Annotated in this window: 21 protein-coding genes; 15 read left to right on the plus strand and 6 right to left on the minus strand. The window is 70.5% G+C overall.

Annotated features, from left to right (window positions below; translation table 11 throughout):
* Nucleotides 1–58: 58 nt before the first annotated feature.
* The 4 genes from ACFYXC_RS19705 (at nucleotide 59) to ACFYXC_RS19720 (ending at nucleotide 3,410) form a co-directional block, all read left to right on the plus strand.
* The gene (locus ACFYXC_RS19705; RefSeq protein ID WP_389553219.1) at nucleotides 59–1,075 is read left to right on the plus strand and encodes an acetamidase/formamidase family protein; all 1,017 of its coding nucleotides are present in this window, start codon (nucleotides 59–61) and stop codon (nucleotides 1,073–1,075) included.
* A complete protein-coding gene (locus ACFYXC_RS19710) occupies nucleotides 1,075–1,716 on the plus strand; it encodes an MSMEG_1061 family FMN-dependent PPOX-type flavoprotein (protein WP_389553221.1) in 642 nt (213 codons plus the stop codon). Before ACFYXC_RS19705 ends, ACFYXC_RS19710 begins: the two co-directional genes overlap by 1 nt.
* A 13-nt stretch (nucleotides 1,717–1,729) precedes the next feature.
* Entirely contained in the window at nucleotides 1,730–2,638 is a 909-nt protein-coding gene (locus tag ACFYXC_RS19715; RefSeq protein ID WP_388909928.1) for a PDR/VanB family oxidoreductase, read from the plus strand.
* A gap of 121 nt (nucleotides 2,639–2,759) precedes the next feature.
* On the plus strand, nucleotides 2,760–3,410 hold the full coding sequence (locus ACFYXC_RS19720; RefSeq protein ID WP_389553223.1) for a DedA family protein: 651 nt from the start codon (nucleotides 2,760–2,762) through the stop codon (nucleotides 3,408–3,410).
* Between the two features lie 77 nt (nucleotides 3,411–3,487).
* Here the strand turns inward: ACFYXC_RS19720 and ACFYXC_RS19725 are convergent, their stop codons facing one another.
* From ACFYXC_RS19725 to manD, 4 genes are all read right to left on the minus strand, one after another.
* Nucleotides 3,488–4,639: an L-idonate 5-dehydrogenase gene (locus tag ACFYXC_RS19725; RefSeq protein ID WP_389553225.1), complete on the minus strand. Its 1,152-nt coding sequence runs from the start codon at nucleotides 4,637–4,639 to the stop codon at nucleotides 3,488–3,490.
* Nucleotides 4,636–6,030, minus strand: a complete 1,395-nt coding sequence (locus ACFYXC_RS19730; protein ID WP_389553227.1) for an MFS transporter — start codon at nucleotides 6,028–6,030, stop codon at nucleotides 4,636–4,638. The genes ACFYXC_RS19725 and ACFYXC_RS19730 overlap by 4 nt, the downstream gene beginning before the upstream one ends.
* Nucleotides 6,031–6,143: 113 nt before the next feature.
* Nucleotides 6,144–7,592, minus strand: a complete 1,449-nt coding sequence (locus ACFYXC_RS19735; RefSeq protein WP_389553228.1) for a mannitol dehydrogenase family protein — start codon at nucleotides 7,590–7,592, stop codon at nucleotides 6,144–6,146.
* On the minus strand, nucleotides 7,589–8,797 hold the full coding sequence (manD, locus tag ACFYXC_RS19740; RefSeq protein ID WP_389553230.1) for a D-mannonate dehydratase ManD: 1,209 nt from the start codon (nucleotides 8,795–8,797) through the stop codon (nucleotides 7,589–7,591). The genes ACFYXC_RS19735 and manD overlap by 4 nt, the downstream gene beginning before the upstream one ends.
* Nucleotides 8,798–8,887: 90 nt before the next feature.
* On the opposite strand from manD, the gene ACFYXC_RS19745 reads away from it, so the two are divergent.
* Nucleotides 8,888–9,598 (plus strand): GntR family transcriptional regulator, encoded by a 711-nt coding sequence (locus ACFYXC_RS19745; RefSeq protein ID WP_389553231.1) that lies wholly within the window; start codon nucleotides 8,888–8,890, stop codon nucleotides 9,596–9,598.
* Nucleotides 9,599–9,739: 141 nt separating this feature from the next.
* Here the strand turns inward: ACFYXC_RS19745 and ACFYXC_RS19750 are convergent, their stop codons facing one another.
* Nucleotides 9,740–10,345 carry a TetR/AcrR family transcriptional regulator gene (locus tag ACFYXC_RS19750; protein ID WP_389553233.1) on the minus strand — a complete coding sequence of 202 codons (606 nt, stop codon included), beginning with the start codon at nucleotides 10,343–10,345 and terminating at the stop codon, nucleotides 9,740–9,742.
* A 295-nt stretch (nucleotides 10,346–10,640) separates the two neighbouring features.
* On the opposite strand from ACFYXC_RS19750, the gene ACFYXC_RS19755 reads away from it, so the two are divergent.
* The 6 genes from ACFYXC_RS19755 (at nucleotide 10,641) to ACFYXC_RS19780 (ending at nucleotide 18,224) form a co-directional block, all read left to right on the plus strand.
* Entirely contained in the window at nucleotides 10,641–11,786 is a 1,146-nt protein-coding gene (locus ACFYXC_RS19755) for a sensor histidine kinase (RefSeq protein ID WP_389553235.1), read from the plus strand.
* Complete coding sequence (locus ACFYXC_RS19760; protein ID WP_389553236.1) at nucleotides 11,783–12,466, plus strand: response regulator; 684 nt, start codon at nucleotides 11,783–11,785, stop codon at nucleotides 12,464–12,466. Before ACFYXC_RS19755 ends, ACFYXC_RS19760 begins: the two co-directional genes overlap by 4 nt.
* A gap of 159 nt (nucleotides 12,467–12,625) precedes the next feature.
* On the plus strand, nucleotides 12,626–14,935 hold the full coding sequence (locus ACFYXC_RS19765; RefSeq protein WP_389553238.1) for an MMPL family transporter: 2,310 nt from the start codon (nucleotides 12,626–12,628) through the stop codon (nucleotides 14,933–14,935).
* A gap of 563 nt (nucleotides 14,936–15,498) precedes the next feature.
* On the plus strand, nucleotides 15,499–16,089 hold the full coding sequence (locus ACFYXC_RS19770; RefSeq protein ID WP_389553239.1) for a malonic semialdehyde reductase: 591 nt from the start codon (nucleotides 15,499–15,501) through the stop codon (nucleotides 16,087–16,089).
* A gap of 91 nt (nucleotides 16,090–16,180) precedes the next feature.
* Nucleotides 16,181–17,326 (plus strand): VOC family protein, encoded by a 1,146-nt coding sequence (locus ACFYXC_RS19775; protein ID WP_389553241.1) that lies wholly within the window; start codon nucleotides 16,181–16,183, stop codon nucleotides 17,324–17,326.
* 283 nt (nucleotides 17,327–17,609) lie between these two features.
* Nucleotides 17,610–18,224, plus strand: coding sequence for a hypothetical protein (locus ACFYXC_RS19780; protein WP_389553243.1), 615 nt, complete (start codon nucleotides 17,610–17,612; stop codon nucleotides 18,222–18,224).
* A 132-nt stretch (nucleotides 18,225–18,356) separates the two neighbouring features.
* Here the strand turns inward: ACFYXC_RS19780 and ACFYXC_RS19785 are convergent, their stop codons facing one another.
* On the minus strand, nucleotides 18,357–19,457 hold the full coding sequence (locus tag ACFYXC_RS19785; RefSeq protein ID WP_389553245.1) for a LacI family DNA-binding transcriptional regulator: 1,101 nt from the start codon (nucleotides 19,455–19,457) through the stop codon (nucleotides 18,357–18,359).
* A gap of 168 nt (nucleotides 19,458–19,625) precedes the next feature.
* On the opposite strand from ACFYXC_RS19785, the gene ACFYXC_RS19790 reads away from it, so the two are divergent.
* From ACFYXC_RS19790 to ACFYXC_RS19805, 4 genes are all read left to right on the plus strand, one after another.
* Nucleotides 19,626–20,954, plus strand: a complete 1,329-nt coding sequence (locus ACFYXC_RS19790; RefSeq protein WP_389553247.1) for an extracellular solute-binding protein — start codon at nucleotides 19,626–19,628, stop codon at nucleotides 20,952–20,954.
* Nucleotides 20,951–21,955: a carbohydrate ABC transporter permease gene (locus ACFYXC_RS19795; protein WP_389553249.1), complete on the plus strand. Its 1,005-nt coding sequence runs from the start codon at nucleotides 20,951–20,953 to the stop codon at nucleotides 21,953–21,955. The genes ACFYXC_RS19790 and ACFYXC_RS19795 overlap by 4 nt, the downstream gene beginning before the upstream one ends.
* Nucleotides 21,952–22,800 (plus strand): carbohydrate ABC transporter permease, encoded by an 849-nt coding sequence (locus ACFYXC_RS19800; protein ID WP_389553251.1) that lies wholly within the window; start codon nucleotides 21,952–21,954, stop codon nucleotides 22,798–22,800. Before ACFYXC_RS19795 ends, ACFYXC_RS19800 begins: the two co-directional genes overlap by 4 nt.
* Nucleotides 22,801–23,036: 236 nt before the next feature.
* On the plus strand, nucleotides 23,037–24,728 hold the full coding sequence (locus ACFYXC_RS19805; protein WP_389553253.1) for a glycoside hydrolase family 13 protein: 1,692 nt from the start codon (nucleotides 23,037–23,039) through the stop codon (nucleotides 24,726–24,728).
* Nucleotides 24,729–24,769 lie beyond the last annotated feature (41 nt).

Raw genomic sequence — 24,769 nt, forward strand, 5'->3', positions numbered from 1 at the left:
CCCCTGCCCACACCATCACCTGTCCACGCCACTTCTGCCCGAGTGAGGGAGACTTCGCATGACCCGATACGACCTGCCGGCGACCCGGGACACCGTGGTGGACGTCCTGGACCGGGACACCCCGCCCGTGCTGACCCTGGACGCCGGTGACTCGGTGACGGTCGGCTCGCTGGAGGCCGCGGGATACCTGGAACCGATGCGTACCCCCGGCGAGCCGGTGCCGCGCATGTTCGAGGGCGGGACGGGGCACTGCCTCACCGGACCGATCGCGGTGCGGGGCGCGGAACCGGGCATGGTCCTGGAGGTGCGTCTCGAGTCCGTCAGGGCCGGCCCCTGGGGGTGGACGCTCGCCGGGGTGAAGGACAACCCGCTGACGCGCCGGCTGGGCGTCGCCGACGGACCCCCGGCATGGCTGCTGTGGGACATCGGCGAAGGGACGGCCACCGACGACCGCGGCCGGACCGTGGACATCGCGCCCTTCCTTGGTGTGGTCGGTGTCCCTCCGGTGGAGCCGGGCCCGCACTCCACCGTCCCTCCGCGGGCGGGCAGCGGCGGGAACCTCGACTGTCGTGACCTGGTGGCGGGTTCGACGCTGTACCTGCCGGTGACCGTGCCCGGCGCGCTGCTCCACCTCGGTGACGGTCACGCGGCGCAGGGGAACGGCGAGGTCGCCGGCACGGCGATCGAGTGCCCCATGACGACCGAGGTGACGCTGAACCTCCGGGAGCGGGCCCCGGTCCCCGGCATCCACGCCGAGACGCCCGAGGGGCGCGTCACCTTCGGCTTCGACGCGGACCTGAACGCGGCGACGGGAGACGCCCTCGACGCCATGCTCGGCTGGCTCTGCACCCTGTTCGACCTGGACAGGACGACCGCGTTGGCCCTCGCCGGCGCGGTGGTGGACCTGCGGATCACGCAGGTGGCCAACGACACCTGGGGCGTGCACGCCGTGCTGCCGTACGACGCCGTCCGCAGCGTCCGCGGCGTCCGGAGCGAGTGCGAGAAACCGGACGTAGACCCCCGAAAGCCCGAACGGAAGCTCAGAGAGACCGAATGGAAGCCCGGAACCCACTGATGACGATGACTGACGCCATCCCCCGAACCCGTCCGCGCCGTATCTCCTTCGCGGAGGTGCGCGCCCGGATCGGCGAACCCGAGGACATGATCAAACGCAAGGTCCGCGACCGGCTGGACCGGCATGCGCGCCGTTTCGTCGCGCATGCCCCCTTCCTGGCGATGGCCACCTCGGACGCCACGGGACTCCCCGACAGTTCGCCGCGCGGCGACTATCCGGGATTCGTGAAGGTGCTCGACGACCGCACGCTCGCCATCCCCGACCGGCCGGGCAACCAACTGGCCGACTCCTTCCGCAATCTCGCCGAGAACGACGGGATCGGGCTGATGTTCGTCATCCCAGGAATGCGAGAAGTGCTGCGGGTCAACGGCCGTGCCTATCCCACCGACGAACCGGACGTCCTCGCGCGGATGCGCATCGAAGGAAAGGACGCCGAACTCGCGATCGCCGTGGAGGTGACAGAGGTCTTCTTCCACTGCGGCCGCGCGCTCATCCGCTCCAGGCTGTGGGACCCGGCGAGCCAGGCCCTGGCCGGGGAGATGCCGTCCATAGGGGAGATCGCCGCCGACCAGTTCGGGCTCGACGCCGACCCGAAGGCGCTGACGGACATGCTCGAAGACGACTACCGGCACCTGTACTGAGGCGGTCATGACCATGCAACGAACCATCCTGGAGAAGGTGCGGCCGGTCGCCCAGGACACCGTCTCGCTCCTTCTGCGCGGCGCCGACGGCCCGCTGGCCCCCTGGGAACCGGGCGCCCACATCGATCTGGCCCTGCCCAACTGGCTGACCCGGCAGTACTCGCTGTGCGGGAACCCGGCCGACCGGGACACCTACCGTGTCGCCGTCCGTCACGACCGGCTCAGCCGGGGCGGCTCGGAGTACGTCCACCTGTTCCTCGACGAGGGCCGCATGCTCGACGTCTCGGTACCGCGCAACAACTTTCCCCTGCTGCCCGCACCGGAGTACCTGTTCGTCGCCGGCGGGATCGGCATCACCCCCGTCCTGCCGATGCTGACGGCGGCGGTCGAGGCGGGCGCCTCGGCAACACTGGTGTATGTGGGCAGATCCACGGCCACCATGCCCTTCGCCGACGAACTGCGTGCCGCGTACGGCAGCCGGGTGCGTCTCCACACCACCGAGCGGCACGGCCGACCCGACTTCACGGCGGAGGCGGCAGCACTGGGCCCGCAGGCACTCGTGTACTGCTGCGGTCCCGCGTCGATGCTCGACGCGGCCGAGGCGGCGTTCCCCGCGCAGCGGCTGCACACCGAGCACTTCCGGCCGGTGGCCAAGGAGTTCGCGCCCGACAAGCCCTTCGACGTGCACTGCGTCCGATCGGGACGGACCGTCCAGGTCGGCGCGGAGGACTCCATGCTGGACGCGCTGAACCACGCCGGATTCCGCATACCGTCCGGCTGTCGCGAAGGGGTCTGCGGCAGTTGCGAGATCGCGCTCGTCGACGGAGAGCCGGAGCACCGCGACGACATCGGCGCCCCGCCCGGCCGGATGTACTGCTGCGTCTCGCGGGCGCTGTCGTCCGACCTCACCGTCGACCTGTGACCGGGGCCGTGCGTCCGCACCACCCCCCGTGTGCCGTACGCGGCGGTCACCGACCCGACCATCCCGGGAGGGATGCCCCCATGACCCACCGTCCGCACCTGACGACGAAGGCCGACACCTTATGATCGACTGGCTCGACCTGGCCGAATCGGTCATCACCTCGCCGTGGCTGTACGCGGTGCTCGTCGCGGTGTCCTTCCTCGACTCCTTCCTCCCGCTGATCCCCAGCGAACCCGTCGTGATCGTCGCGGGCGTCTACGCCGCCACCGGAGAGACCGACATCGTGCTCGTCGTCGCCGCCACGACACTCGGCGCCCTTCTCGGCGATCTCGTTCCCTACGTGGTCGGACGACTGCTGGGTGAACGCATCCTCAAGCGCCTGCCACCCGGCTCCAGACGCCGCACGGCACATGACTGGTTCGCCCGTGAACTCGACGCCCGCGGCGGCTTCATTCTGGTGACCACGCGGTTCATCCCGGTGGGACGCTACCTGGCCACTCTCTCCACCGGCCTCGTCGGCTACCCGGTGCGCAAGTATCTGATGTTCGTCGCGTTCGCCACCGCCACCTGGAGCGCCTACACCGCGCTCACCGGCTATCTCGGCGGCGTCGTGTTCCAGGAGAACACGCTGCTGGCCATCGCCGTCGGCGTGGGGCTGGCACTCGTGGTGACCGGCGTCATCGAAGGCGTACGCCACCTCCGCCGGCGCAGGACCGCGGTCACGGTGGAGACAGCCGTCGACACACCCGGTCTCGACCGGACGTCAGGCTGACGTGACGGCGGGGCACCGCCCGTCCCCCCGGTCGAGCGCTGCCCCGTCCGCCGCCGCGACACCGGAGTGCGCGGCGGTCATACGGGGGCGGCCCCAGCGGTGAGGCGCAGCATGACCTTGCTGCTCCCGCTGTTGGGGTCGGCGGCGACGGTGAGTGCTTCCTCCGCCTGCTCCAACGGGAAGCGGTGGGTGATCAGTGGGGTCACGTCCAGTCCGTCGCGCAGTGCGCGCAGTGCGTCGTCGATCTCCTCGACGAAGCGGTACGAGCCGATCCATGTGATCTCCCGCGTCACCAGGTCGCCGAGGGCCGCGGGCACGGCCGTACCGGGCAGGTTGCCGACCTGGACGAGGGTGCCGCCCCGGGCCGTGGCCCGCAGCACCGGTCCGAGCGCGGCCGGGGCGCCGGACGCCTCGAAGACCAGGTCCATGTCCGGCGGCAGTTCCTCGCCGGCGGAGAGGTCACGTGTCTCGTCGGCGCCCATGGCGCGGGCGACGGCGAGCGAGGACGACGCCAGGTCGGCGGCGACGACCCGTTCCGCACCGCGGTACCGGGCGGCGGCGACGACCAGGGAGCCGATCGGTCCACAGCCGTTGACCAGGACCGTGCGGCCACGCAGGTCCGGGACCCGGCCGACGGCGTGCAGTGCGACGGCCAACGGCTCGGCGAGGGCGCCCTGTTCGGTGGTGACGCCGTCCGGCAGAGGCCGGATCTGGGCGGCGTGCACCGTCCGGTACTCGCTGAACCCGCCGTCGGTGTGCGGATCGAAGGCCGCCGAACCGAAGTAGCGGACGCGCGGGTAGAGGTTCGTCCGTCCGGCGAGCCGCTCGGGAAGGACACCGTCGCCCACCGGCCGGGCCGGATGCACGGTGACCGCCTGCCCGACGTCGAGACCGGTGACCCGGTCGCCGAGTTCGGCGATCCGGCCCGCGAACTCGTGCCCGAGCACCAGCGGGTGCGCGAGTGAGGCGGTGCCGGACGCCCCCTTCCTCCAGTACGCGATGTCGGACCCGCAGATCCCGCCCCACTCCACGGCCAGCAGCACCTCACCCGCGCCGGGTACGGGCCGGGCCCGTACGTCGATGCGTACGTCGTCGGCGCCGTGCACCACGACGGCCCTCATCCGGCCGGCCCCGGCGGCCACGGGCTCGGGACCTCCCGCGGTGTACGTCCGTGCGGCGCCCGCATCGGCAACTGTCCGCGCGGCGCCTGCTGCGTCGATCGTCCTCATACGGCGTCCTCCAGCCGGACCAGGTCGCGTCCGCGTGTCTCGGGCGCGAGGTACGCGCTGACGAAGGTGATGAGCGAGTAGACGATGAGCATGGCGGCGATGGGCCACCAGCTGTCGGTGACGGCCGTGAGCGTGGCCGCGAGGACCGGGCCGATCGCGGTGGCGAGGATGCCGCCGATCTCCTTGGAGAGCGCGAGCTGGGTGAACCGGGTCCGCGAGCCGAAGAGTTCGGCCATCGTGACGCTTTCGAGCGAGAACAACCCGAGGACGCCGACGTTCAGGCCGAGGACCATGCCGAGCAGCACGCCCGGGGTCGACCCGGAGGTGATGAGGAGCATCACCGGGAAGGCGAGGACGACGGTCAGGGCCGAGAGCACGAGATAGACCACACGGCGTCCGAAACGGTCGCCCAGCAGACCGACCAGCGGCACGGTGGCGAAGCCCACCAGTGAGCCGTACACGATCGCGTCCGTCGGTACGGACCGGTCGACCGCCAGGTTGGTGGCGAGGTAGCCGACGAGGAACGTCTGCATCAGTCCGGAGTTGCCGGCCTGGCCGAAGCGCAGTCCGAGCGCGAGGAAGAACGCCTTGCCCTTGCGCTGGCGGATCCCCGCCGCCAGGACGCTGCCCTCGTGCTGGTCGGCCGTGGCGATGACGGACTCCACCTCGTCGCGGGCCAGCGCCACGCCGTCCACGACGTCGGGGCGCTCCTCGAAGACCGGGCTCTCCTTGAGGCTGCGCCGCATCCAGACCGCGAAGATCATCAACAGGAAGCTCAGCAGGAAGGGCAACCGCCAGCCCCACGAGAGCAGTTGTTCCTCGCTGAGCACGGCGAGCAGAACGGCCCACAGGCCCGATGCGGCGAGCGTCCCGGAGTTCGTACCGAGCGACACCAGCGAGGAGATCAGCCCGCGCCGCCCGGCGGGCGCGTACTCGGCCAGCATGACGGTGGCCCCGGCGATCTCGGCGCCGGCGCCGAAGCCCTGTACCAGCCGCAGTGCGACGAGCAGGATCGGCGCGAGGATGCCGATGGTGGCGTACGTGGGCAGTGCGCCGATCAGGGTGGTGGAGGCACCCATCAGTAGGATGGTGATGTACAGGACCTTCTTGCGGCCGAGCCGGTCGCCCATCCGCCCGAAGTAGACGGCTCCGGCGAGCCGGGCGACGTACCCGACGCCGTACGTGGCCATCGCGGCGATCAGCCCGATCGCCGGGCTGACGTCCGGGAAGAAGATCTTGTTGAAGACGATAGCGGCGGCCAGCGAGTAGAGCTGGAAGTCCATGAACTCCATGGCCGTACCGAGCCAGCCCGAGACGGCGGCGCGGGTCAGATCGCGCGTGCTGCGCTGTGCGGAAGGCGTCTGCTGGGCGGCTATGACGCTGTCCTTCATCGTGAACTCCGTTGTTCGGAACCGAGGAAGCTGTTGGGGACGGGGGACGGGGGACAGGGGAGATGGGATACGGGGACGAGGGCGGATACCGAGGTCGGACACGCCGTCGGGTGTCAGATGTCGACGCGTCCGGCGTCCAGGGCGGGGAACCGGTCCGCGACGGCGGTGGTGAGTGCGTCGTCGTCCGCCAGATCCCCCGCGCCCAGGACGCGCAGCAGCGCGCGTACCGTCTCGACGGGCCGGTCCGCCGATCGCCAGCAGGCGGCGAGCGCCTCGGCGGCGGGATCGGAGGGGGGTGCGGCGGCCCGGCGGGTGCCGTGCGCCCAGGCGGCCAGGGCGAGTTCGAGCACCGGGGTGCTCGCGCCGCGGGCGCGCAGTTCGCGCAGGGCGGGCAGCCAGCGCTCAGTGATCTTCAGCGATGCGTCGGAGCCGATCTGCCGCAGCAGGTGGTGCATGGCGGGATTGCGGAAGCGTACGACGAGGTCGTCGGCGTAGGCGACCGGGTCCGGGCCGTCCGCGGGGAGGGTGGGTGAGACCTCCGCGCACAGCGCCCGTACGAGACGCTCGCCCCAGTCCGCCGCCATGGTCCCGGCGATCGTGGTGAGTCCCGCGACCTCGCCGAGGTGGGCCAGTGCGGAGTGGGAGCCGTTCAACAGCCGCAGTTTGGTGAGCTGGTAGGGCGCGACGTCCGGGACGAACAGGGCGCCGTCGAGCTCCCAGGGCGGCCGGGGCGCGGCGAAGGAGTCCTCCAGTACCCACTGGCGGTACGGCTCACCCGTCACGGCGAGAGCATCCTGTACTCCCAGCGCGGCGACGGCGGCCGCCCGGTCGGCCTCGCCGGTCGCGGGCACGATCCGGTCCACGACGGCCGCGGGGAAGGTGACGGCCCCGGCCATCCGGTCCAGGATCTCCGCGCGGTCCGGCCAGGCCGACGCACGGACGAAGTCGTGGACGACCCGGGCCAGCGCCGCGCCGTTGTCCGCCATGTTGTCGCAGGACACGACGTCGACCGGGGGTGCGCCGGCCCGCATCCGGGCGGCCAGTCCGGTGGCGAGGCGTCCGACGACCGTGGTGAGCGGCCCGTCGGGGGCGGCCGCGAGGTCGGCGGCGACGGGTCCGGCCGTGGTGTCGAGACCGCCGGTCGCGGGAGAACGGTGATAGCCCTTCTCCGTCACGGTCAGCGTCACCACCGTCACCTCGGGGTCGGCGAGCAGGGCGTCGACGGCCCCGGCGTCGGGGCCCATGGCCAGCGCACCGACGACCGAGCCCACGACGCGTGTGCGGTGTCCGTCCGGACGGCGTTCGGTGAGCGAGTACAGGCAGTCCTGGCTGCGCAGGGCGCGCACGGTCCCGGCCGACCGGGGCGCGACCGCGGTGATGCCCCAGGGCTCACCGGAGCGGGCGGCGGCGTGCTCGGTGTACACGGCCTGGTGTGCCCGGTGGAAGGCGCCGAGGCCGAAGTGGACGATCCGGGTGCGCAGTTCGGCCGGGTCGACGGCGGGCCGCAGTTCGGGCGCGAGCCGCGGGAGGGTGGCGCGGCTCAGCTGGTCGTCGGCGCTCACCAGTCGTGCACCGAACCGTCGAGACGGCGGGCGACCGGAAGGTAGCGCCGACGGTAGGGGAAGCGCTCGGCCGCCTTCTCGTCGTACTCGACGCCGAGGCCCGGTTCCTCGGAGGGATGCAGCATGCCGTCGGCGAAGGTCACCCCGGTGCGGAACACCTCGGCGGTCTCCTCGGCGTGGCCCATGTACTCCTGGATGCCGAAGTTCGGCACGGCGATGTCGAGGTGCACGGCGGCGGCCATGCTCACGGGGGAGAGGTCGGTCGCCCCATGGGATCCGGTCCGCACCTGGTACAGCGCGGCGAGATCGAAGATCCGGCGCAGATGCGTGATGCCGCCCGCGTGGACGACGGTGGTGCGCACGTAGTCGATGAGCTGTTCGGTGATGAGGTGCTGGACGTCCCAGATCGAGTTCATCACCTCGCCGACCGCGATCGGTGTCGTGGTGTGCTGCCGGATGAGCCGGAAGGACTCCTGGTTCTCGGCCGGGGTCGGGTCCTCCATCCAGAACAGCCGGCTGGCCTCGACACTCTTGCCGAACCGGGCCGCCTCGTTCGGGGAGAGCCGGTGGTGCACGTCGTGCAGGAGATGGAAGCCGAAGCCGAAGCGTTCCCGTACCGCCTCCAGGTACCTGGGCGCGAAGTCGAGATACGCCTCGGTGTCCCAGGGCTGTTCGTCGGGCAGCTCGGTGGCGGCCGGCTCGTAGACCTTGCCCTTGCGCACCCCGTACGTGCCCCCGACCTCGGGCACGGCGGCCTGTGCCCGTACGGCCTTGTAGCCCAGCTCCAGGTACCGCTCGACGTCGTCGAGGAGCGAGGGTACGTCGGTGCCGCTGGCGTGGGAGTAGACCAGTACGCCGTCGCGCGACCGGCCGCCGAGGAGCTGGTACACGGGCAGGCCGGCGGTCTTGCCCAGGATGTCCCACAGGGCGGTGTCGACGGCGGCGATCGCGGTCATCGTGACGGGTCCGCGCCGCCAGTAGGCGCCCTTGTAGAGGTACTGCCAGGTGTCCTCGATTCGGGCGGGGTCCCGGCCGATCAGCAGCGGAACCACGTGGTCGCGCAGATAGCCGGCGACGGCCAGTTCCCGTCCGTTGAGCGTGGCGTCGCCGAGGCCGCTCACTCCGTCCGTGGTGGTGATCCGCAGCGTGACAAAGGTCCGGCCGGGTGAGGCGACGAAGACCTCGACGCTTTCGATCCTGCTCACAAGCACTCCTTGGTCGCGAAGTACTTGTATACAAGCACTTGTATCGCAGTACGGCAATACTTGCCGTGCCGCTCTACGTACGATGGGCCCATGGCTCAAACGACCGGGCGGACGAACCGGCGCGACATCTACCTGAAACTGCGCCAGATGGTCCTGACCCTCGAACTCGCCCCGGGCGCCGCGCTCTCGGAGAACGAACTCGCCGCGTCGATGGGCGTCAGCCGCACGCCGGTACGGGAGAGCCTGATCCTGCTGGCCCAGGAGGGCCTGGTGCAGGTCTTCCCCAAGGTCGGGTCGTTCGTGTCCCGGGTCGACCCGGCTCAGGTCGCCGACGCGCAGTTCCTGAGGGAGGCGGTGGAACTCGGCTCACTGGACGATCTGCCCGCGGAACTGGACCCCGCGGTCCTGGGGGACCTGCGGGGCAACCTGGAGCGACAGCGCCGCGCGGACCTCGGCCTGGAGGAGTTCTTCGACCTGGACGAGGCGTTCCACCAGGGTCTGATGCGGTTGAGCGGGCACGGGAACGTCTGGACCACGGTCGCCGCCGCCAAGGGGCACCTGGACCGGGCTCGCCGCCTCGGTCTCCACGAGAACGTGTCCCCGGCCGTGTTCGTCGCCCAGCACCGTGAGATCTTCGACGCGATCACCGACGGGAACGTCCCGCTCGCCCGCACGGCCATGCGTACCCATCTGCGCGCCGTCTTCGACGACATCGAACGCATCCGCGCGCACTCACCCGAGCTGTTCGCCGCCGACGCCTCGTCCGTGCCCGTGCGCCGCAACATCGTCGTCTGGAAGTGAACCCGCCGCTCTGCTTCGCCACCACGCGTGCCGCGTCCGAGGAATGCGCCTGCGAGCGCCGCACCATGATCAGTGCGGGTGACGCCGACGGACACGCCGGCACGGGCAGCCACGTATCCGGTCAGGCAGACTGCGCATCCGTCAGCGCAGGCCCCGGATGAGGAGGTCGATCAGCCGCTCGTAGATGTCGTGCGAGCCGGACACCTGCCCGATGCCCCCCAGCTCCAGGTGGACCGCGCCGTGGATGGCGGTCCACACCATCTGCGCGGCCTCGCCCGAGTTGGCGTACCGCTCGAGTGACGTGCGGTCGAGCAGCCCCTCGACGAGCTCGATCAGGACCTCGAACGCGGCGTGGCCGTGCACCGACGCCTCGGAACCCGTCTGGGCGACCGGTCCACCGCCTCCGAAGATCAGCGCGTAACGCTGGGGGTGTGCCAGCGCGAACTCCCGGTAGGCGACACATCCCTGACGGAAACGCTCCTCCGCGTCCAGCGTGACGTCGACGGCGACCGCCTGCCACAGGTCTTCGAGGGCCCGGACGGCCAGCGCGAGCAGGAGACCCTCCTTGCTGCCGAACCGGTTGTAGACGCCCATGGGTGCGACCCCCGCTTCGCGGGCAACCGCGCGAACGGTGACGTTGGGGAGGCCCTCGCGGTCGAGCACGCTCTGGGCCGCGTCCAGCAGGACCGCATGAACCTGGTCACTCGCCGTGCGGCGCCTGGGCTCCGCCCCTGCTCCGGCCCCCATGTGTCCCGCGCCTCCCGTCGACCGACCGCTACGCACGCCACGCTACATCCCCGCGGGACACGCCTTTGCGAGGGGTGATCGACTGCTCGGGCGTGGCGCATCGCCCACTCTGTGACACATTGTTCTATAGAACAACGTGCCATAGGATTCGTGGCATGGCAACCGCCGATGTGGCCGGTTCGGGGGACGCCGCGGATCGTTGTGCCGCGCGCATCCACGAACCGTGCCGCCGAGTGGCCGACCGACCTGTCGACGCCTGCCGCGTCGTAAGGGCATGGACATGGAGTGAGCACTGGTGAGAGCGGACCGATGGGTGTTCGGAGGCGTGCTGGCGACAGTGGCCGCGTTGGCCGTGGGGGGAGTGGCCGCCGCCGTCGGTGATCAGGCCGGTACCGCGATGCTGTGGGCCATCCTCGGTACCGGCGCGGCGGGCGTCGTCCTGGCCGCGCGCGCATCGAGCCTCGCCGTCGTCATCGCCTGCCTCCTGGCCGCCCTGGAAGTGCGCGATACGGCGCCGTACGGCACCTGGGCCGTCGCCGGAGGACTGCTGTTCCTGTTCGCGCTGCGCCGCCCCCTGTTCGACGCGGTCGCCGCCGGCGTGCTCATCGCGGCGAGCGCACTGTCCTCCACCTACGTTCCGTGGTGGGCCAGCGGCGGTGAGGGGGCCTTCGGGTTCGTCGCCCTGGTGGTCGCGGCGGTCGGCGTCGGGCAGTGGGTGCAGGCGCAGCGGCGCTACGTGGTCGCGGAGGTGGGACGGCGCCGCCAGGAGGCCGAGAGCAGACGGCAGGAAGTGGCCCGGCACGTCGCGGAGGAGCGGCTGCGGATCGCCCGCGAACTCCACGACAGCGTCGCCCATCACCTCGCGGTGGTCAGTGTCCACACCAATGTCGCCAGGGCGAACCTCACGCGTTCGCCGCAGGTCGCCGAGCGCGCGCTGGGCGATGTCCAAGCGGCGACGCAGTCGGTGATGGAGGAGTTGGGAGTCGTCCTCGGTGTCCTGCGCGCCTCGGAATCGGACCCCGTCCCCCCGACTCCTGTCGACGCCGCCATGATCGACGACCTGCTGCGGAGCTTCGAGGGCATCGGCCTGCGGGTGAGGGCCGACGGACTGGACCACCTGCTCGCGCTCGCGCCGCTCGCCCTCACCGCCGCCCAGCGCCTCCTCCAGGAGGCGCTGACCAACGCGCAACGGTACGGCGACGGCGCCGCCGCGGTCGTCGTCGACGCTCCCGTGAACGGGTACGTCACCCTGTCGGTCCGTAACGCGTGGGTGCCGGGCGAGACCACGTCCGCCGGCAGCGGGCTCGGGCTGGTGGGCATGGAGGAACGGGTCCATCTCCTGGGGGGCACCTTCCACGCCGGTCCGGACACGGACGGCTTCCTGGTGTCCGCCCAGCTCCCGGCGACCGCACCCCGCACCCTGAAGGAGACGCGCGCATGAGCGTCGTACGTGTACTCGTCGTCGACGACCAGATCATGATCCGCTCAGGCATACGCGCCCTGCTGGAGAGCGCCGACGACGTCGACGTCGTCGGCGAGGCCGGCGACGGGCGTACGGCCGTCGACATGGCGCGGGCCCTCCTGCCCGACGTCATCCTGATGGACCTTCGCATGCCGGTGCTCGACGGAGTGGGAGCCATCGGCCGCCTGCGGGACGACGCCACCACCGCGGGCATCGGCATCCTGGTGCTGACCACCTTCGACACCGACGAGAACGTGCTCGCCGCCCTTCAGGCCGGGGCCAACGGTTTCCTCGGGAAGTCCTCGGACCACGAGGAACTGATGCAGGCGGTCAGACGGGTCGCCGCCGGGGGAGCGTCCCTGTCCGCCGTCGCGACCGCCACCGTCGTCGGACACCTCGCCACCACGGCGAGCAGGCCACGGACCCACGAACCGGCTTCCCCCGCAGACCTGCGCAAGGCCGCGTCCCTGACCTCCCGCGAACGCGAGGTGACGGTCCTGGTCGCCCAGGGGCTGAGCAACGACGCCATCGCGGAACGCCTGTTCATCTCCCCGATGACGGTGAAGACCCATGTCAACCGCGCCATGAGCAAGATGCACGTCCGGGCCAGGGCACAACTGGTGGTCGCCGCACTCCGTGCGGGCCTCCTCGACGACTGACCGCACCGCGACCCGGCGGCACACCGGTCGAGAAAATACACCGGACGCGGTACGCCCCCTACCGCGTCTGAGGGACGACCAAGAGGCACCCCGCGCCGGAAGGTAAGGCATCAGGTCCGCAGCAGCGGCCGTTTTACTGCCTTCACGCAGGAGTTCCCGATGTCTCGATTCTTGTCCAGGGTCGGTGCGTTCAGCGCCGGCCACCGACTCGTCGTCGCCGGCGCCTGGCTCGTACTGACCGGGCTCTTCGCGGTCATGACGATCACCGGAGCCAAGTTCTCCGACGCGGAGTTCAGCATCGCGGGTGCCGAGTCGACCACGGCGCTCGCCACGATGGACAAGGCGTTCCCCGCGGCGCCGGGACCCGAGTCCGGCGAGCTGATGCTGGTCGTGGAGGCACCCGACGGCACCTCCCTCACCGATCCGGCCGGCCAGAAGCTGGTCCAGGACGTGGTGGCACGCGCCGCCGACATCCCCGACGTACTGTCCGCCGAAGATCCGTACGACGAGAACCGCCCCTACGTGTCCGAGGACGGGTCGGTGGCCGTCTCGACGCTGACGGTCGACATCGAGGCCGATCAGGCCGTCGTCGAGGACAACGTCCGCAAGGCTTCGGCGGAACTGACCGACGAGGGATACACGATCGAGCTCGGCGGCGCCCTCGACGACGGTCCGCCCGAGATCGCCAGCATCACCGAAGCCATCGGTGTCGTCGTCGCCTTCGTCGTACTGCTGCTGACCTTCGGCTCGCTGGCCGCCGCCGGCGCGAACATGCTGACCGCCCTGGGCGGTGTCATCGTGGGCATCGTGGGCGTCCTCGCCTGGTCGTCGACCGGTGAGGGCATTCAGTCCACCACGCTGATCCTCGCGCTGATGCTGGGTCTGGCCGTCGGCATCGACTACGCCCTTCTGATCCTCTCGCGGTTCCGGGACGAGCTCCGACGCGGTGCCGACATAGACTCCGCCGTGGCCCGGGCCTCCGGCACGGCCGGCACCTCCGTGGTGGTGGCCGGCACCACCGTGGTCATCGCCCTCGTGGGGCTGGCGATCCTGCGGATCGCGTTCATCACCGAGATGGGACAGGGCGCGGCCTTCGCCGTGATCGTGGCCGTGGCCGCCTCGCTCACCGTCGTGCCGGCGGTCCTGAAGACCCTCGGCTACAAGGCCCTGCCGCGCAAGGAACGCCCGACCGCCGCCTCCGCCTCCGCCACGGCAGACGTAGACGCCTTCGGCGAGACGGCGCCCAACGTCTTCGGGGAGACTGCGGCAGTCGCGGACCCCGCACACCGTCGTGACCGTGAGGAACGTGAGCAGGAGTCCCGACCGGGCCTGCTGGGCCGTTGGGCCCTGCTGGTGGTCAACCGGCCCGTCCTGACCATTCTGGGCGCTGTGGTGGCCGTGGCTCTGCTCGCCCTGCCGGCCCTCTCGCTCAAGACCGAACTCGACCCGCCGGGCGGTGCGGACCCGGCCAGCTCCCAGCGCGCGGCCTACGACACCATCAGCGAAGCTTTCGGCGCGGGCGAACAGAACCCTCTGATCGTGCTCTTCGAGGGTACGAATGCGGCGGACACGGCAGCGGGTGCGACGAAGGACATCGCCGCGCTGACCGGCGTGGCCGACGTCAGCCCCGTCCAGCCCGCCGAGAAGGCGGATGTCGCCTTCCTCGCGGTGACTCCCGAACACGGTCCCTCCGACTCACGTACCAGCGACCTGGTGAACCTGCTGCGTTCCTCGACGGACGACGTGAAGGACGCGAAGGTCTCGGTGACCGGCCAGACCGCGGTCGACGTGGACGTCAACTCGCAGCTCTCGTCCGGCCTCATCACCTATCTGATCTGCGTGGTCGGGCTCTCCCTGCTCCTGCTCATGCTGGTGTTCCGCTCCATCGCGCTGCCGTTGCTCGCCACCGTCGGGTTCCTGATGTCCCTGGCCGCGGGCCTCGGCGTGACGGTCGCGGTCTTCCAGTGGGGATGGGCGGGCGGCCTGGTCGGTCTCGACGAAGCCCGCCCCCTCGGCAGCCTCATGCCGCTCCTCGTGGTGGGTGTGCTGTTCGGCCTGGCCATGGACTACCAGGTGTTCCTCGTCTCCCGCATGCACGAGGCGCACAAGAACGGACTGGACACACGGGCTGCCGTGCTGAGGGGCTTCGGGCAGGCATCGCCCGTTGTCATCGCCGCGGCCACCATCATGGCCTCCGTGTTCGCGGGCTTCGCCTTCAGCGGCGGCGACCCCATGGTCGCGTCGATCGGCCTGGCCCTGACTGTCGGAGTCCTCGTCGACGCACTGGTGGTCCGCATGGTCCTGGTGCCGGCGGCGCTGCAACTGCTCGGCGAGGCCAGCTGGGCGATACCGCGTTGGCTGGACCGGGTGCTCCCGAACGTCGACACCGAAGGCGCGGCTCTGGAACGCGAGGAGTTCGACCAACCGCACGACAAGCAGGAGCAGTTCGCCGGCTCTCCCCGGGCGTAGTCGCTTCTGATCCACGGTGCTTCTCACCCGCGGTGCTTCTGTTCCACGGTGCTTCTGATCCGCCTGCTCATGCTCGCGGTTGATGAGATCGGATGGTCTCGCCCAAGCCCTCAGAACGCGCGGCCGAGTGCGGCTGAGTGAGGCTGCGAAACGTTGCGCTATAGAACGACGTACCATAGTGTGAGTGGTGTTGGCATCCGATGATGTAGCGGGCCGGGGAACCGGCAGAGGGTGATCGTCCTGCGGAACTCACGTCCGCCGGGGCCCGCGCTTCGCACGCCGCACGAGAAGCAGGATCGACTCGCCGTATCCCCCGCGGCGCAGTTGTTCCTGGTCGGGCTGCTCCCGGGCTCCGGGAGCAGCCCGATCCCGGCAAGATTCGCGTGCGCCGGGGCGGAGGGGGTCGTCAGTTCGCCCAGCCGCTTCGTGTGGCGGCCGGGGATCGTCAGTTCACCCAGCCGCGTCGAACATCCTTCACTCCGCCGCCCGACGCCCGCACAACTCCAGCCCGGCAGTCGGGCGGCCTTTTATCCGGCACCAGTCCCACTCATGAAAGGTGCATCATGTCCATTGCTCTTGACGCTCATACCCAAGACGTACTGTTCCGCGAGGCCCACACGGCCAGGACGTTCACAGCCGAACCAGTGACCGACGAACAGATCCAGGCCATCTATGACCTGGTCAAGTACGGGCCGACGGCCTTCAACCAGTCGCCGCTGCGCATCACTCTCGTTCGTTCCCCCGAGGCCCGCGAACGCCTGCTGGGACACATGGGTGAGAACAACCGCGCCCAGACCGCCGCTGCCCCTCTCGTCGCGATCCTCTCCACCGACAACGAGTTCCATGAGGAGTTGCCGAGACTCATGCCGCACTTTCCGCAGCTCAAGGACATGTACGATGCCGACCGCCCGGCCCGCGAGCGGTCCGCCCTGGTCAACAGCACCCTGCAGGCCGCCTACTTCATCGTGGGCATCCGGGCCGCCGGCCTGGCCGCGGGCCCGATGTCCGGGTTCGACGCCGCCGGTCTGCAAAAGGAGTTCCTCGACGACGACCACACGCCACTCATGGTCGTGAACATCGGAAAGCCGGGCGAGAACGCCTGGTACCCGCGGTCCCCCCGCCTGGACTTCGACGAGGTGGTCACCATCGTCTGATCCTGTGCCGAAGCAGAAGCCCGCACATTGACGAAAGACCTGTCCTGTCTGTTGCTCTCTTCACGCTACGGCGATACGCCCGGAGGACACCATGCGCAAGACCCGCCCCAGCGAGACCGACGGCAAGACGGCTCACCAAGACCTCCACAGCGAGAAGGGCGCTCTGCGCGGGGAGAACCCCGGACGCTCTCGTAATCCGCTGATCAAGGTGACGGACCTGGCCTGGCTGGAATTCGAGAAGCCCGACCTGAACCGGGCGGAAGTCTTCGCTCGTGACTTCGGATTCCAGGTCACCGCCCGCACCGGACAGGACTTGTGGTTGCGAGGCACCTTCGCCGGATCACCCTGCATGGTGATCCGGCGAGGTCCTTCGTCCCGCTTCGTCGGCCCCGCCTTCCACGCGGCCGACCGGTCCGACCTGGACCGCCTGGCGCGCGCTGCCGGTACCGACGTACGCAGGGCGGACGTGCCTGGCGGCGGAACCGTGGTCGACCTGGTCGATCCCTCCGGCTTCCCGGTACGAGTGGTGTACTGCGCCGAACAACTTCCCGAACTGCCGGGGCAGCAGCCGCTGCTCCTCAACTCCGGCACCGAGGAGCGTCGGGTCAACACGCCCCAGCGTCCACGGCGGCAGCCGTCCCGGATCCAGCGCCTCGGCCACGTGATGGTGTCGACGAGGGTGTTCGCCCGGGCTCTGGACTGGTACCTCGACACTCTGGGCATGATCGTGTCGGACTTCCTGTTCCTGGACGGCCAGCGTGAGCGCGGGCCGACGATGGCGTTCCTCCGCTGCGACCAGGGCAGCCTGGCGGTCGACCACCACACCCTGGCCATGCACCTCGGCCCCGCCACCGGTTACGTCCACTCCGCCTACCAGGTCACCGACCTGGACGCGATCGCCGCAGGCGGGGAGTACCTGGGCGAGCGCGGCTACCGGCGCAGCTGGGGCATCGGCCGGCACATCCAGGGCAGCCAGCTGTTCGACTACTGGCGCGACCCCGACCACTTCATGATGGAACACTTCGCCGACGGCGACCTGTTCTCCTGCGACCTGGAGCCGGGCTGGGCCCCGATGTCGACCAGCGGCCTGGCCCAGTGGGGACCGCCCGCCACCCGCGACTTCCTCGGCGTGAGCCCCACCCCGCGACGCATCCGCGACGTCATCCAGGCCCTGCGGAGCGACAACGAGATGGACACCGCACGTCTGCTGGGCCTGATGAAGGCCCTCCACTCCTGACACACCGGCCGACAAACCACGGGGCCCCACCCATGACCGGGTGAGACCGGTGGTCGCCATCGCGCCATCTGTTCTCGTCCGCCCGCCGCTTCGGTTTTACGACGCCTGCGGAAGTTCACGTTGGTGTGCGCAGTGGCGAAACCGCTACGGGGCGGAGCGGTATTCGCTAAGGTCGGCGATTCGGCGCTTCGTGTTGATATGCCGATTGTGACGTGCGGGAACTGGCGGGGGAGAAGTCGCATTGAGCGGTGTGCGGAGAAGTCTTGCGGAGCACCCAGTCGTCGTGGTCATCACTGTTCTCGCTGCCGTGATCGGGCTGGTGGTCGGCATAAGGGATCTGTTTCCTTCTGATCCTGCCCCTCCGTCGGCTTCGGGCCCCGGCCCGGAGGCCACGGCGCGTACCGACTGGCCCAGCAGCGACGTGACACCGACATCCGCCCCGCGCGACAGGGTCACGCAGTCTCCCTTCGAGGAGGCACCGCCACCGGAATCGACGCCTGATCCCGTCGAGCCGACGACGGAGGATCCCGCTGTGGAGGAGGGTGGGGCCGAAAGCCCGCAGCACGGGGGTGCTTTGACGGTCCGGATCAAGATGGGGGCCGGCGGGAAAGTCGGTGCGGACACGTTTCGGGCGGGATCCACACCCGGCGCCAACACAGAGGTCTACGACGACACCGGCCAACTGGATCGGGGATGCTATGTGAAGTGGACACTGAAGCGGGGCTCCGAGGTGGTGCGTCGCCACACCAGTGAGCGGTGCCGACCGCCCAGCATCACGCTGTTCAACTTCGGTGACAGCCTGGACGAGCCCGGCTCCTACACCCTGACGGCAGCCGTCACCACCGACTGGCGTCAAGCGGGCAATGAGACGGTCGCTTTCGAGGTCGTCCCCGACTGAGCCGCTCCCTACTCTCCCCAGAGAAGGCGCATCGATCAGTCCCTCGCCGCGTCACGACCACACGCCCGCCGGGAGCCCGCCGGTCACAGCCGGTGGACGGGAACGTCGGCACTGCCTTCGGGAATGACGGTTCTACGCTTTGGGCGCGTCGGCCCGGGCTTCGGGCGCGTCGGCCCCGTCGTCAGGGCGCCGGCGCGGTGTCGGTGCCGGCATCGGACCCGTGCTGCCCCGTGGGACGAGTTCCACCGGCAGGACCACGTGGCGCTCCCGGTACGTCTCGGGGTCGTGGATCACGCCGTGTGCCAGCTCCGCTGCCACCTCGCCGAGGCGGCGGGCCGGCTGGGCCATCGTGGACAGGTCCCAGGGCGCGGCCATCGCGTGGCCGTCGAAACCGAGGATCGACATCCGCTGCGGTACCGGGACGTTGACGCCGCGCAAGATCGTCAGCAGCCTGAAGGCGATGTCGTCCGTCTCGGCGAAGATCGCGGTGGGCGGCTCCGCGAGGCTCAGCAGCCGGCCCACCGCCGCTTCCAGACTCGGCCCCTCCCAATGGGCGACCTGACGGACGAGGTCGTCGTCCCGGTCGACGCCCGCCTCCGCCAGAGCCGTGCGGTACCCCTCCAGGCGGTCCCTGCTGCTCCAGGTGAAGCCCGAGGCGTCCGCGGGTTCCAGGTAGGCGATGCGCCGGTGGCCGAGGTTGAGGAGGTAGCGGGTGCCGCGCTGGGCCGCCTCCACGTCGTCCACGTAGACGCCGGCCCTGCCCCGCTCGTGCTGGCTGACGAAGACCAGCGGCATGCCCAGGCCGTCCAGGCGTGCGCGTTCCTCGGGAGAGAGCGCGAAGCTGACGACGAGCAGGGCATCGGCGTTACGGCGGGCCGGCAGCCGGTCGAAGAACTGTGCGCGCTGCTCTGCGGTGGTGACGCTGTAGACCAGCATCTCCAGTCCGACGGCGGTCAGCGCGGGTGCCATACCGGCGAGCGCCGCACCCAGGAACCAGGAGTCGAGGTTGGGTACCAGGACCGCGACCCGGCCCGTGCGCCCCGTGACCAGACTGGACGCACTGCGCGAGATCGCGAACGACAGCTCACGCGCCGCCTGCTCCACCCGCGCACGGGTCGCGGGGGACACCGTCGACAGACCGCGCAGGGTGCGGGAGACGGTCGAGGGTGAGACCCCGGCCCGCTGGGCGACGTCCGCCAACGTGGCGCCTCTGTCGGCGACTTCATCAGCCATGCGCGGGACGTTAACACAACGATGACCACGCCGCGACGACTGCGATGACAGCGCTGTCATGTGAATCCTTCCCTACGGTGAAACGGTTGTGACCATTGACACTCCAGCGCGCGAATCCCTACGGTGCTAGCGCTGTCACAGCCCAGCCCGAGAAGGGAGGAGCACGCCATGTCCCTGCATCGCAGAACACTGCTGGCGGGCGCCATGAGCGCCGCCGCGGCGGGTTTGCTGTCCGGATGCGGAGGAGCGGACCTCGACGACCTGCTCGAGCAGGCCGCCGCCGCTCCCACGAAACCGGCCCGGCTGACGTGGTGGGTCTCCGAGATCCCCTCACGCCGGGGCGCCGTCGTCGCGGACGAGATCATCCGCGCCTTCGAGCGGAGCCATCCCCGTATCCAGGTGTCGAAGATCAACGCGCTGTCCACCTCGGACGGCAACCGCAGCGCCATCGCCACCCAGCTCGCCGGCGGTTCCCCCCAGCCCGACGTGTACCTGGGCGACACGACATGGCCCGCACAGTTCGGCCACTCCTCGCTCGCGCTGCCGGTGGAGACGCTGCTCCCGGACGGCTTCTGGGACGCCTACCCGGCAGCCCTGCGCAACGGCTCCACGTACCGGGGCAGGACCTACGCGGTGCCGTTCTTCACCGACAGCACCTACCTGTTCTACCGCAAGGACCTCCTCGCCAAGCACGGCCTGCGCGTTCCCCGCAGCTGGGAGGAGCTGCTGCGCACCTCCCGCACGGTGCAGCGGGCCGGTGACACGGAGGCCGGGTTCCTGTGGCAGGCGGCGGTGACCGAGTCGCTGACCGCCAACGTCACGGAGTTCCTCGCGGACGCGGGCGCCGCCGTCCTGGACGGACGGGGCAAGGCCGTACTGGGCGGCGCGGCGGCGGAGCGGGCGTTCTCGCTGATGGCCGAGTTCACCTCCAGCGGGGTCACGCCCCGTACCGTCGCCACGTACCAGGAGTCGGACGCGCAGGACGCCTTCGTCAGCGGGCGCGGACTGTTCCTGCGCAACTGGTCGTACGCCTGGGTCAACGCGAGCACTCCGGAGGTCTCGCGGGTCGCCGGGAAGGTCGGGGCGACGCTGCGTCCGGGGTTCGAGGGCACCGGCCGCTCGGGTGTCTCCTGCGCGGGCGGCTGGAGCAATTTCGTCAACCCCAGTTCCCGGGCACTGAGCGCCGCCATGGAGTTCGCCCGCTTCTGCGCCGGGGACGAGGTGCAGCGCCTGCTCGCCCGGGAGGCCGGTGTCGTGCCCGCGATGACGTCCGTGCTGGACGGCCGGGAGGCACGCGCAGCCGGTGACCCGACGGTCCTGCGCGCCGCCGACCTGCGCCTCGTCGCCCGGCCCGTGCAGACCCCGTACTACCCGCAGGTCAGCAAGGCGCTGTACACCCCGGCGAACGCGGTCGTGCGCGGCACCCTCTCTCCCGCGGCCGGTGTCCGCGCCGCACGCGACGGGCTGCGTACGGCCCTGGAAGGGAAGGCGCTGTGAGTTCCGTACTGCACACGAAGACGGCGGGAACGCCGCCAGAGGGTGACGGCGAGGGCGGCGGCGCTCGCGCCCGGGCCTCGCGGAGGTCCCCGGGGAGCACGCCCCCGCACTCCATCGCCCGCCGAAGTGCCCGCACCGGGTGGCTGTTCGCCTCTCCCGCCCTCCTGGTCGTCGCCGCGGTGACGGTGTTTCCCGTCGCCTTCTCCCTGGTGCTGTCGTTCTGGGAGGTCCGGCTGGAGTACGGCGGCCTGCGGCTCGGCTCACCCACCCTCGCCCACTACGAGGCGCTCCTGTCACACGCCGAGTGGTACCGGGCCCTCGCGTTCACGCTGGGCTTCACGATCGTCTCGGTCTCCATCGAGCTAATTCTCGGCACGCTCACGGCGCTCGTCCTGGAACGGCTGGGCGCCGCCCGCGGCTGGATCCTCGCCCTGCTGCTGCTCCCCTGGGCGCTGATCAACGTGATCGCCGCACAGCTGTGGGCGTACCTGTTCAACGGGACCTACGGAGCGGTGAGCTGGCTGTGCGAGCAGCTGTTCGGCACCCAGCCCGACATCCTCGGGCAGCCGGTGCCCGCGATGGCGGCGATGGTCGCCGTCGACGTGTGGAAGACGACGCCGTTCGTCGCCATCGTCGTCCTCGCCGGTCTGATGCTCATCCCGGGTGATGTCTACGAGGCCGCCGAGATCGACGGCGCGAGCGCGTGGACCACGTTCTGGAGGGTCACCCTGCCGCAGCTGCGGCCCATCGTCGCCATCGCGGTCCTCTTCCGTATCCTCCAGGCGTTCGGGATCTTCGACCTGCCGTTCGTGCTGACCCAGGGCGGCCCGGGCACGTCCACCCAGTCCGTGGCGATCCTCGGCTACCGGATCCTCTTCCAGAACCTCGACTTCGGAGGCGGCGCCGCCGTCGCGGTCACCACCGCCGCCATGGTCCTGGGCTGCTGCCTGCTGTTCCTGCGCGTCTTCCGCGCCCACGTCGACGAGGAGGGCCGGGCATGAGCCGCAACGTTCCCCGCACGGGCGTGCGCCGTTACGTCAACGTCGTCAACCTCGGCGGACTGCTGATCGCCGCCTGCGCGACACTGCCGCTGATCTGGATGGCGTCCTCCTCCCTCAAGGGACCCGGCGAGATCAGCGCGACGCCACCCTCGCTGCTGCCGAAGAACCCCACCCTCGACAACTACGACACCGCGTTCTTCCGCAACGGCATCGGCCACTACTTCCTCAACAGCGTCGTCGTGGCCTGTGTGTCCACCGTGCTGATCCTGTCCCTGGCGTTCTTCGCGGGATACGCCCTCGCGCGGCTGCCGTTGCGCGGGCGCGGAGCCGTCATGACAGCGCTGCTGATGCTGTCGGTCTTCCCGCCGATCGCCCTGCTCGTACCGCTGTTCCTGATGGAGCGTCAGGCAGGGCTGCTCAACAGCTATCCGGGCCTGGTCATCCCTTACGTGGCGCTGAATCTGCCGTTCGCGATCTGGATCATGCGCAACTACCTCATCGGCATCCCGGGCGAGCTGGAGGAGGCCGCCGTCGTCGACGGTGCCGGCCCGCTGCGCATCGCCCTGACGGTGATCCTGCCACTGGCCCGGCCGGGACTGTTCACGGCCGGCGTGTTCTCCTTCACCGCGACCTGGTCGGAGTTCCTGCTCGCGCTCACGTTCAACGGCTCCGACGACCGCCGCACCGTCTCCGTCGGCCTCGCGCTGTTCACCAGCCAGTACCAGGTCCCGTACGGGGTCATCTTCGCCGGCGCCATGGTGGCCACCGTGCCGATCGCGCTCCTGGTCCTGATCTTCCGCAGGTCGGTCGTCTCCGGCATGACCACCGGCGCGGTGAAGGGCTGACCGGCCCCGCACGGAGCCCCGGCCCCGCGGGGTGCCTCAGCCTCGCACGGAGCTCCGGCCCCGTTCGGAGGCCCGGCCTCCGGCCTCGCACGCAGCCCCGGCCTCACCTGACGGTGACCGCCGGGCGATACCCGCCGCCGACCCCGCACCCCGGTCGCCGACTCACACCCGCACCCGAACCCGCCGCCGTACTCACACCCGCACCCCACCCTGGGCACACGCCCGAGAGGTCCACCATGCCCCACCCCGACTCGCCCGCCCTCTCCTCGCACGACGCCCACTGGTGGCGGCAGGCCGTCATCTACCAGATCTATCCGCGCAGTTTCGCCGACTCCGACGGCGACGGCATCGGTGACATCCCCGGTGTCACCTCCCGCCTGCCCTACCTGGCCGACCTCGGCGTGGACGCCGTCTGGCTGAGCCCGTTCTACCCCTCGCAGCTCGCCGACGGCGGCTACGACGTCGCCGACTACCGCGACGTCGACCCCCGGCTCGGCACCCTCGACGACTTCGACGCGATGGTCGCCGTGGCCGGGCGGCTCGGTCTGAAGACCATGGTCGACATCGTCCCCAACCACTCCTCCGACCAGCACGTCTGGTTCCAGGAGGCACTCGCGGCCGCGCCCGGGTCGGCCGCCCGCGAGCGCTACGTCTTCCGCGACGGCCGGGGGCGGGACGGTGAACTGCCGCCCACCGACTGGCCGTCCAGCTTCGGCGGCCCCGCCTGGACACGGGTGGCGGACGGCCAGTGGTACCTGCACCTCTACGCCCCCGAGCAGCCGGACTTCAACTGGGACAACCCCGAGGTGCGCGAGGACTTCCACCACACCCTGCGGTTCTGGTCCGACCGCGGCGTCGCCGGGTTCCGCGTCGACGTCGCCCACGGTCTCGCCAAGGACCTGGGCGCGCCGCTGCGCGACCTCGGCGAGCAGCAGAGCTACCATCCCGATGCCCTCCCCGCCGACGGCAGTCATCCGCTGTGGGACCGCGACGCGGTGCACGACATCTACCGGGGCTGGCGGCAGATCTTCGACTCCTACGATCCACCGCGGTTCGCCGTCGCCGAGGCATGGGTGCGTGCCTCGCGACGTACCGCCTATGCCTCCGCGGGCGGACTGGGCCAGGCGTTCGAGTTCGACTTCCTCGGGGCCCCGCTCGGCGCCGTCGAGATGCACACCGTCATCGACTCGGCGCTCGCCGACGCCCGCCGCGCCGGAGCGACCAGCACCTGGGTGCTCTCCAACCACGACGTGGTACGTCACGTCTCGCGCTACGCCCTGCCCGGCGACCCCACCAAGCGCGACCTGGAGGAATGGCTGCTCACCGACGGCCGGGACCCGGCCCCGGACCTGCCGACGGGTGTGCGCAGGGCGCGCGCCGCCGCGCTGCTGATGCTGGCGCTGCCCGGTTCCGCGTACGTCTACCAGGGCGAGGAGCTGGGGCTGCCCGAGGTCGCCGACCTGGACCGCGCCGATCTGCGGGACCCGATGTGGGTACGCAGCGGCGGGCGCGTCAAGGGCCGCGACGGCTGCCGGGTGCCGCTGCCGTGGACCCGCGAGGGCACGAGCTTCGGCTTCGGCCCCGCGGGCTCGTGGCTGCCGCAGCCCGCCGACTGGGGCACCTACGCGGCGGACGTGCAGAGCGGTGACAAGGCGTCGTTCCTGGAGCTCTACCGCCGGGCCCTGCGGCTGCGCCGCACCCTGGTCGCGGACGAGACGCTGGAGTGGGCCTGCTCGCCGGAGCAGACGCGTCAGGGACTGCTGCACTTCACCCGCGCAGGCGGCTGGCACACCGTCAGCAACCTCTCCGACGGTCACGTCCCACTGCCGCCGGGTGAGGTACTCCTCGCCTCCGGCCCGCTGACCGGCGACGAACTCCCGCCGTGGACGAGCGTCTGGCTGCGCACCGGTGCCGCGTCCGAACACTGAGGAACGGGCCATCCGTGCCTTCGTTGAGGCTCCGGACGGGG

The sequence above is a fragment of the Streptomyces sp. NPDC002701 genome (assembly GCF_042889045.1).
Classification (GTDB): domain Bacteria; phylum Actinomycetota; class Actinomycetes; order Streptomycetales; family Streptomycetaceae; genus Streptomyces.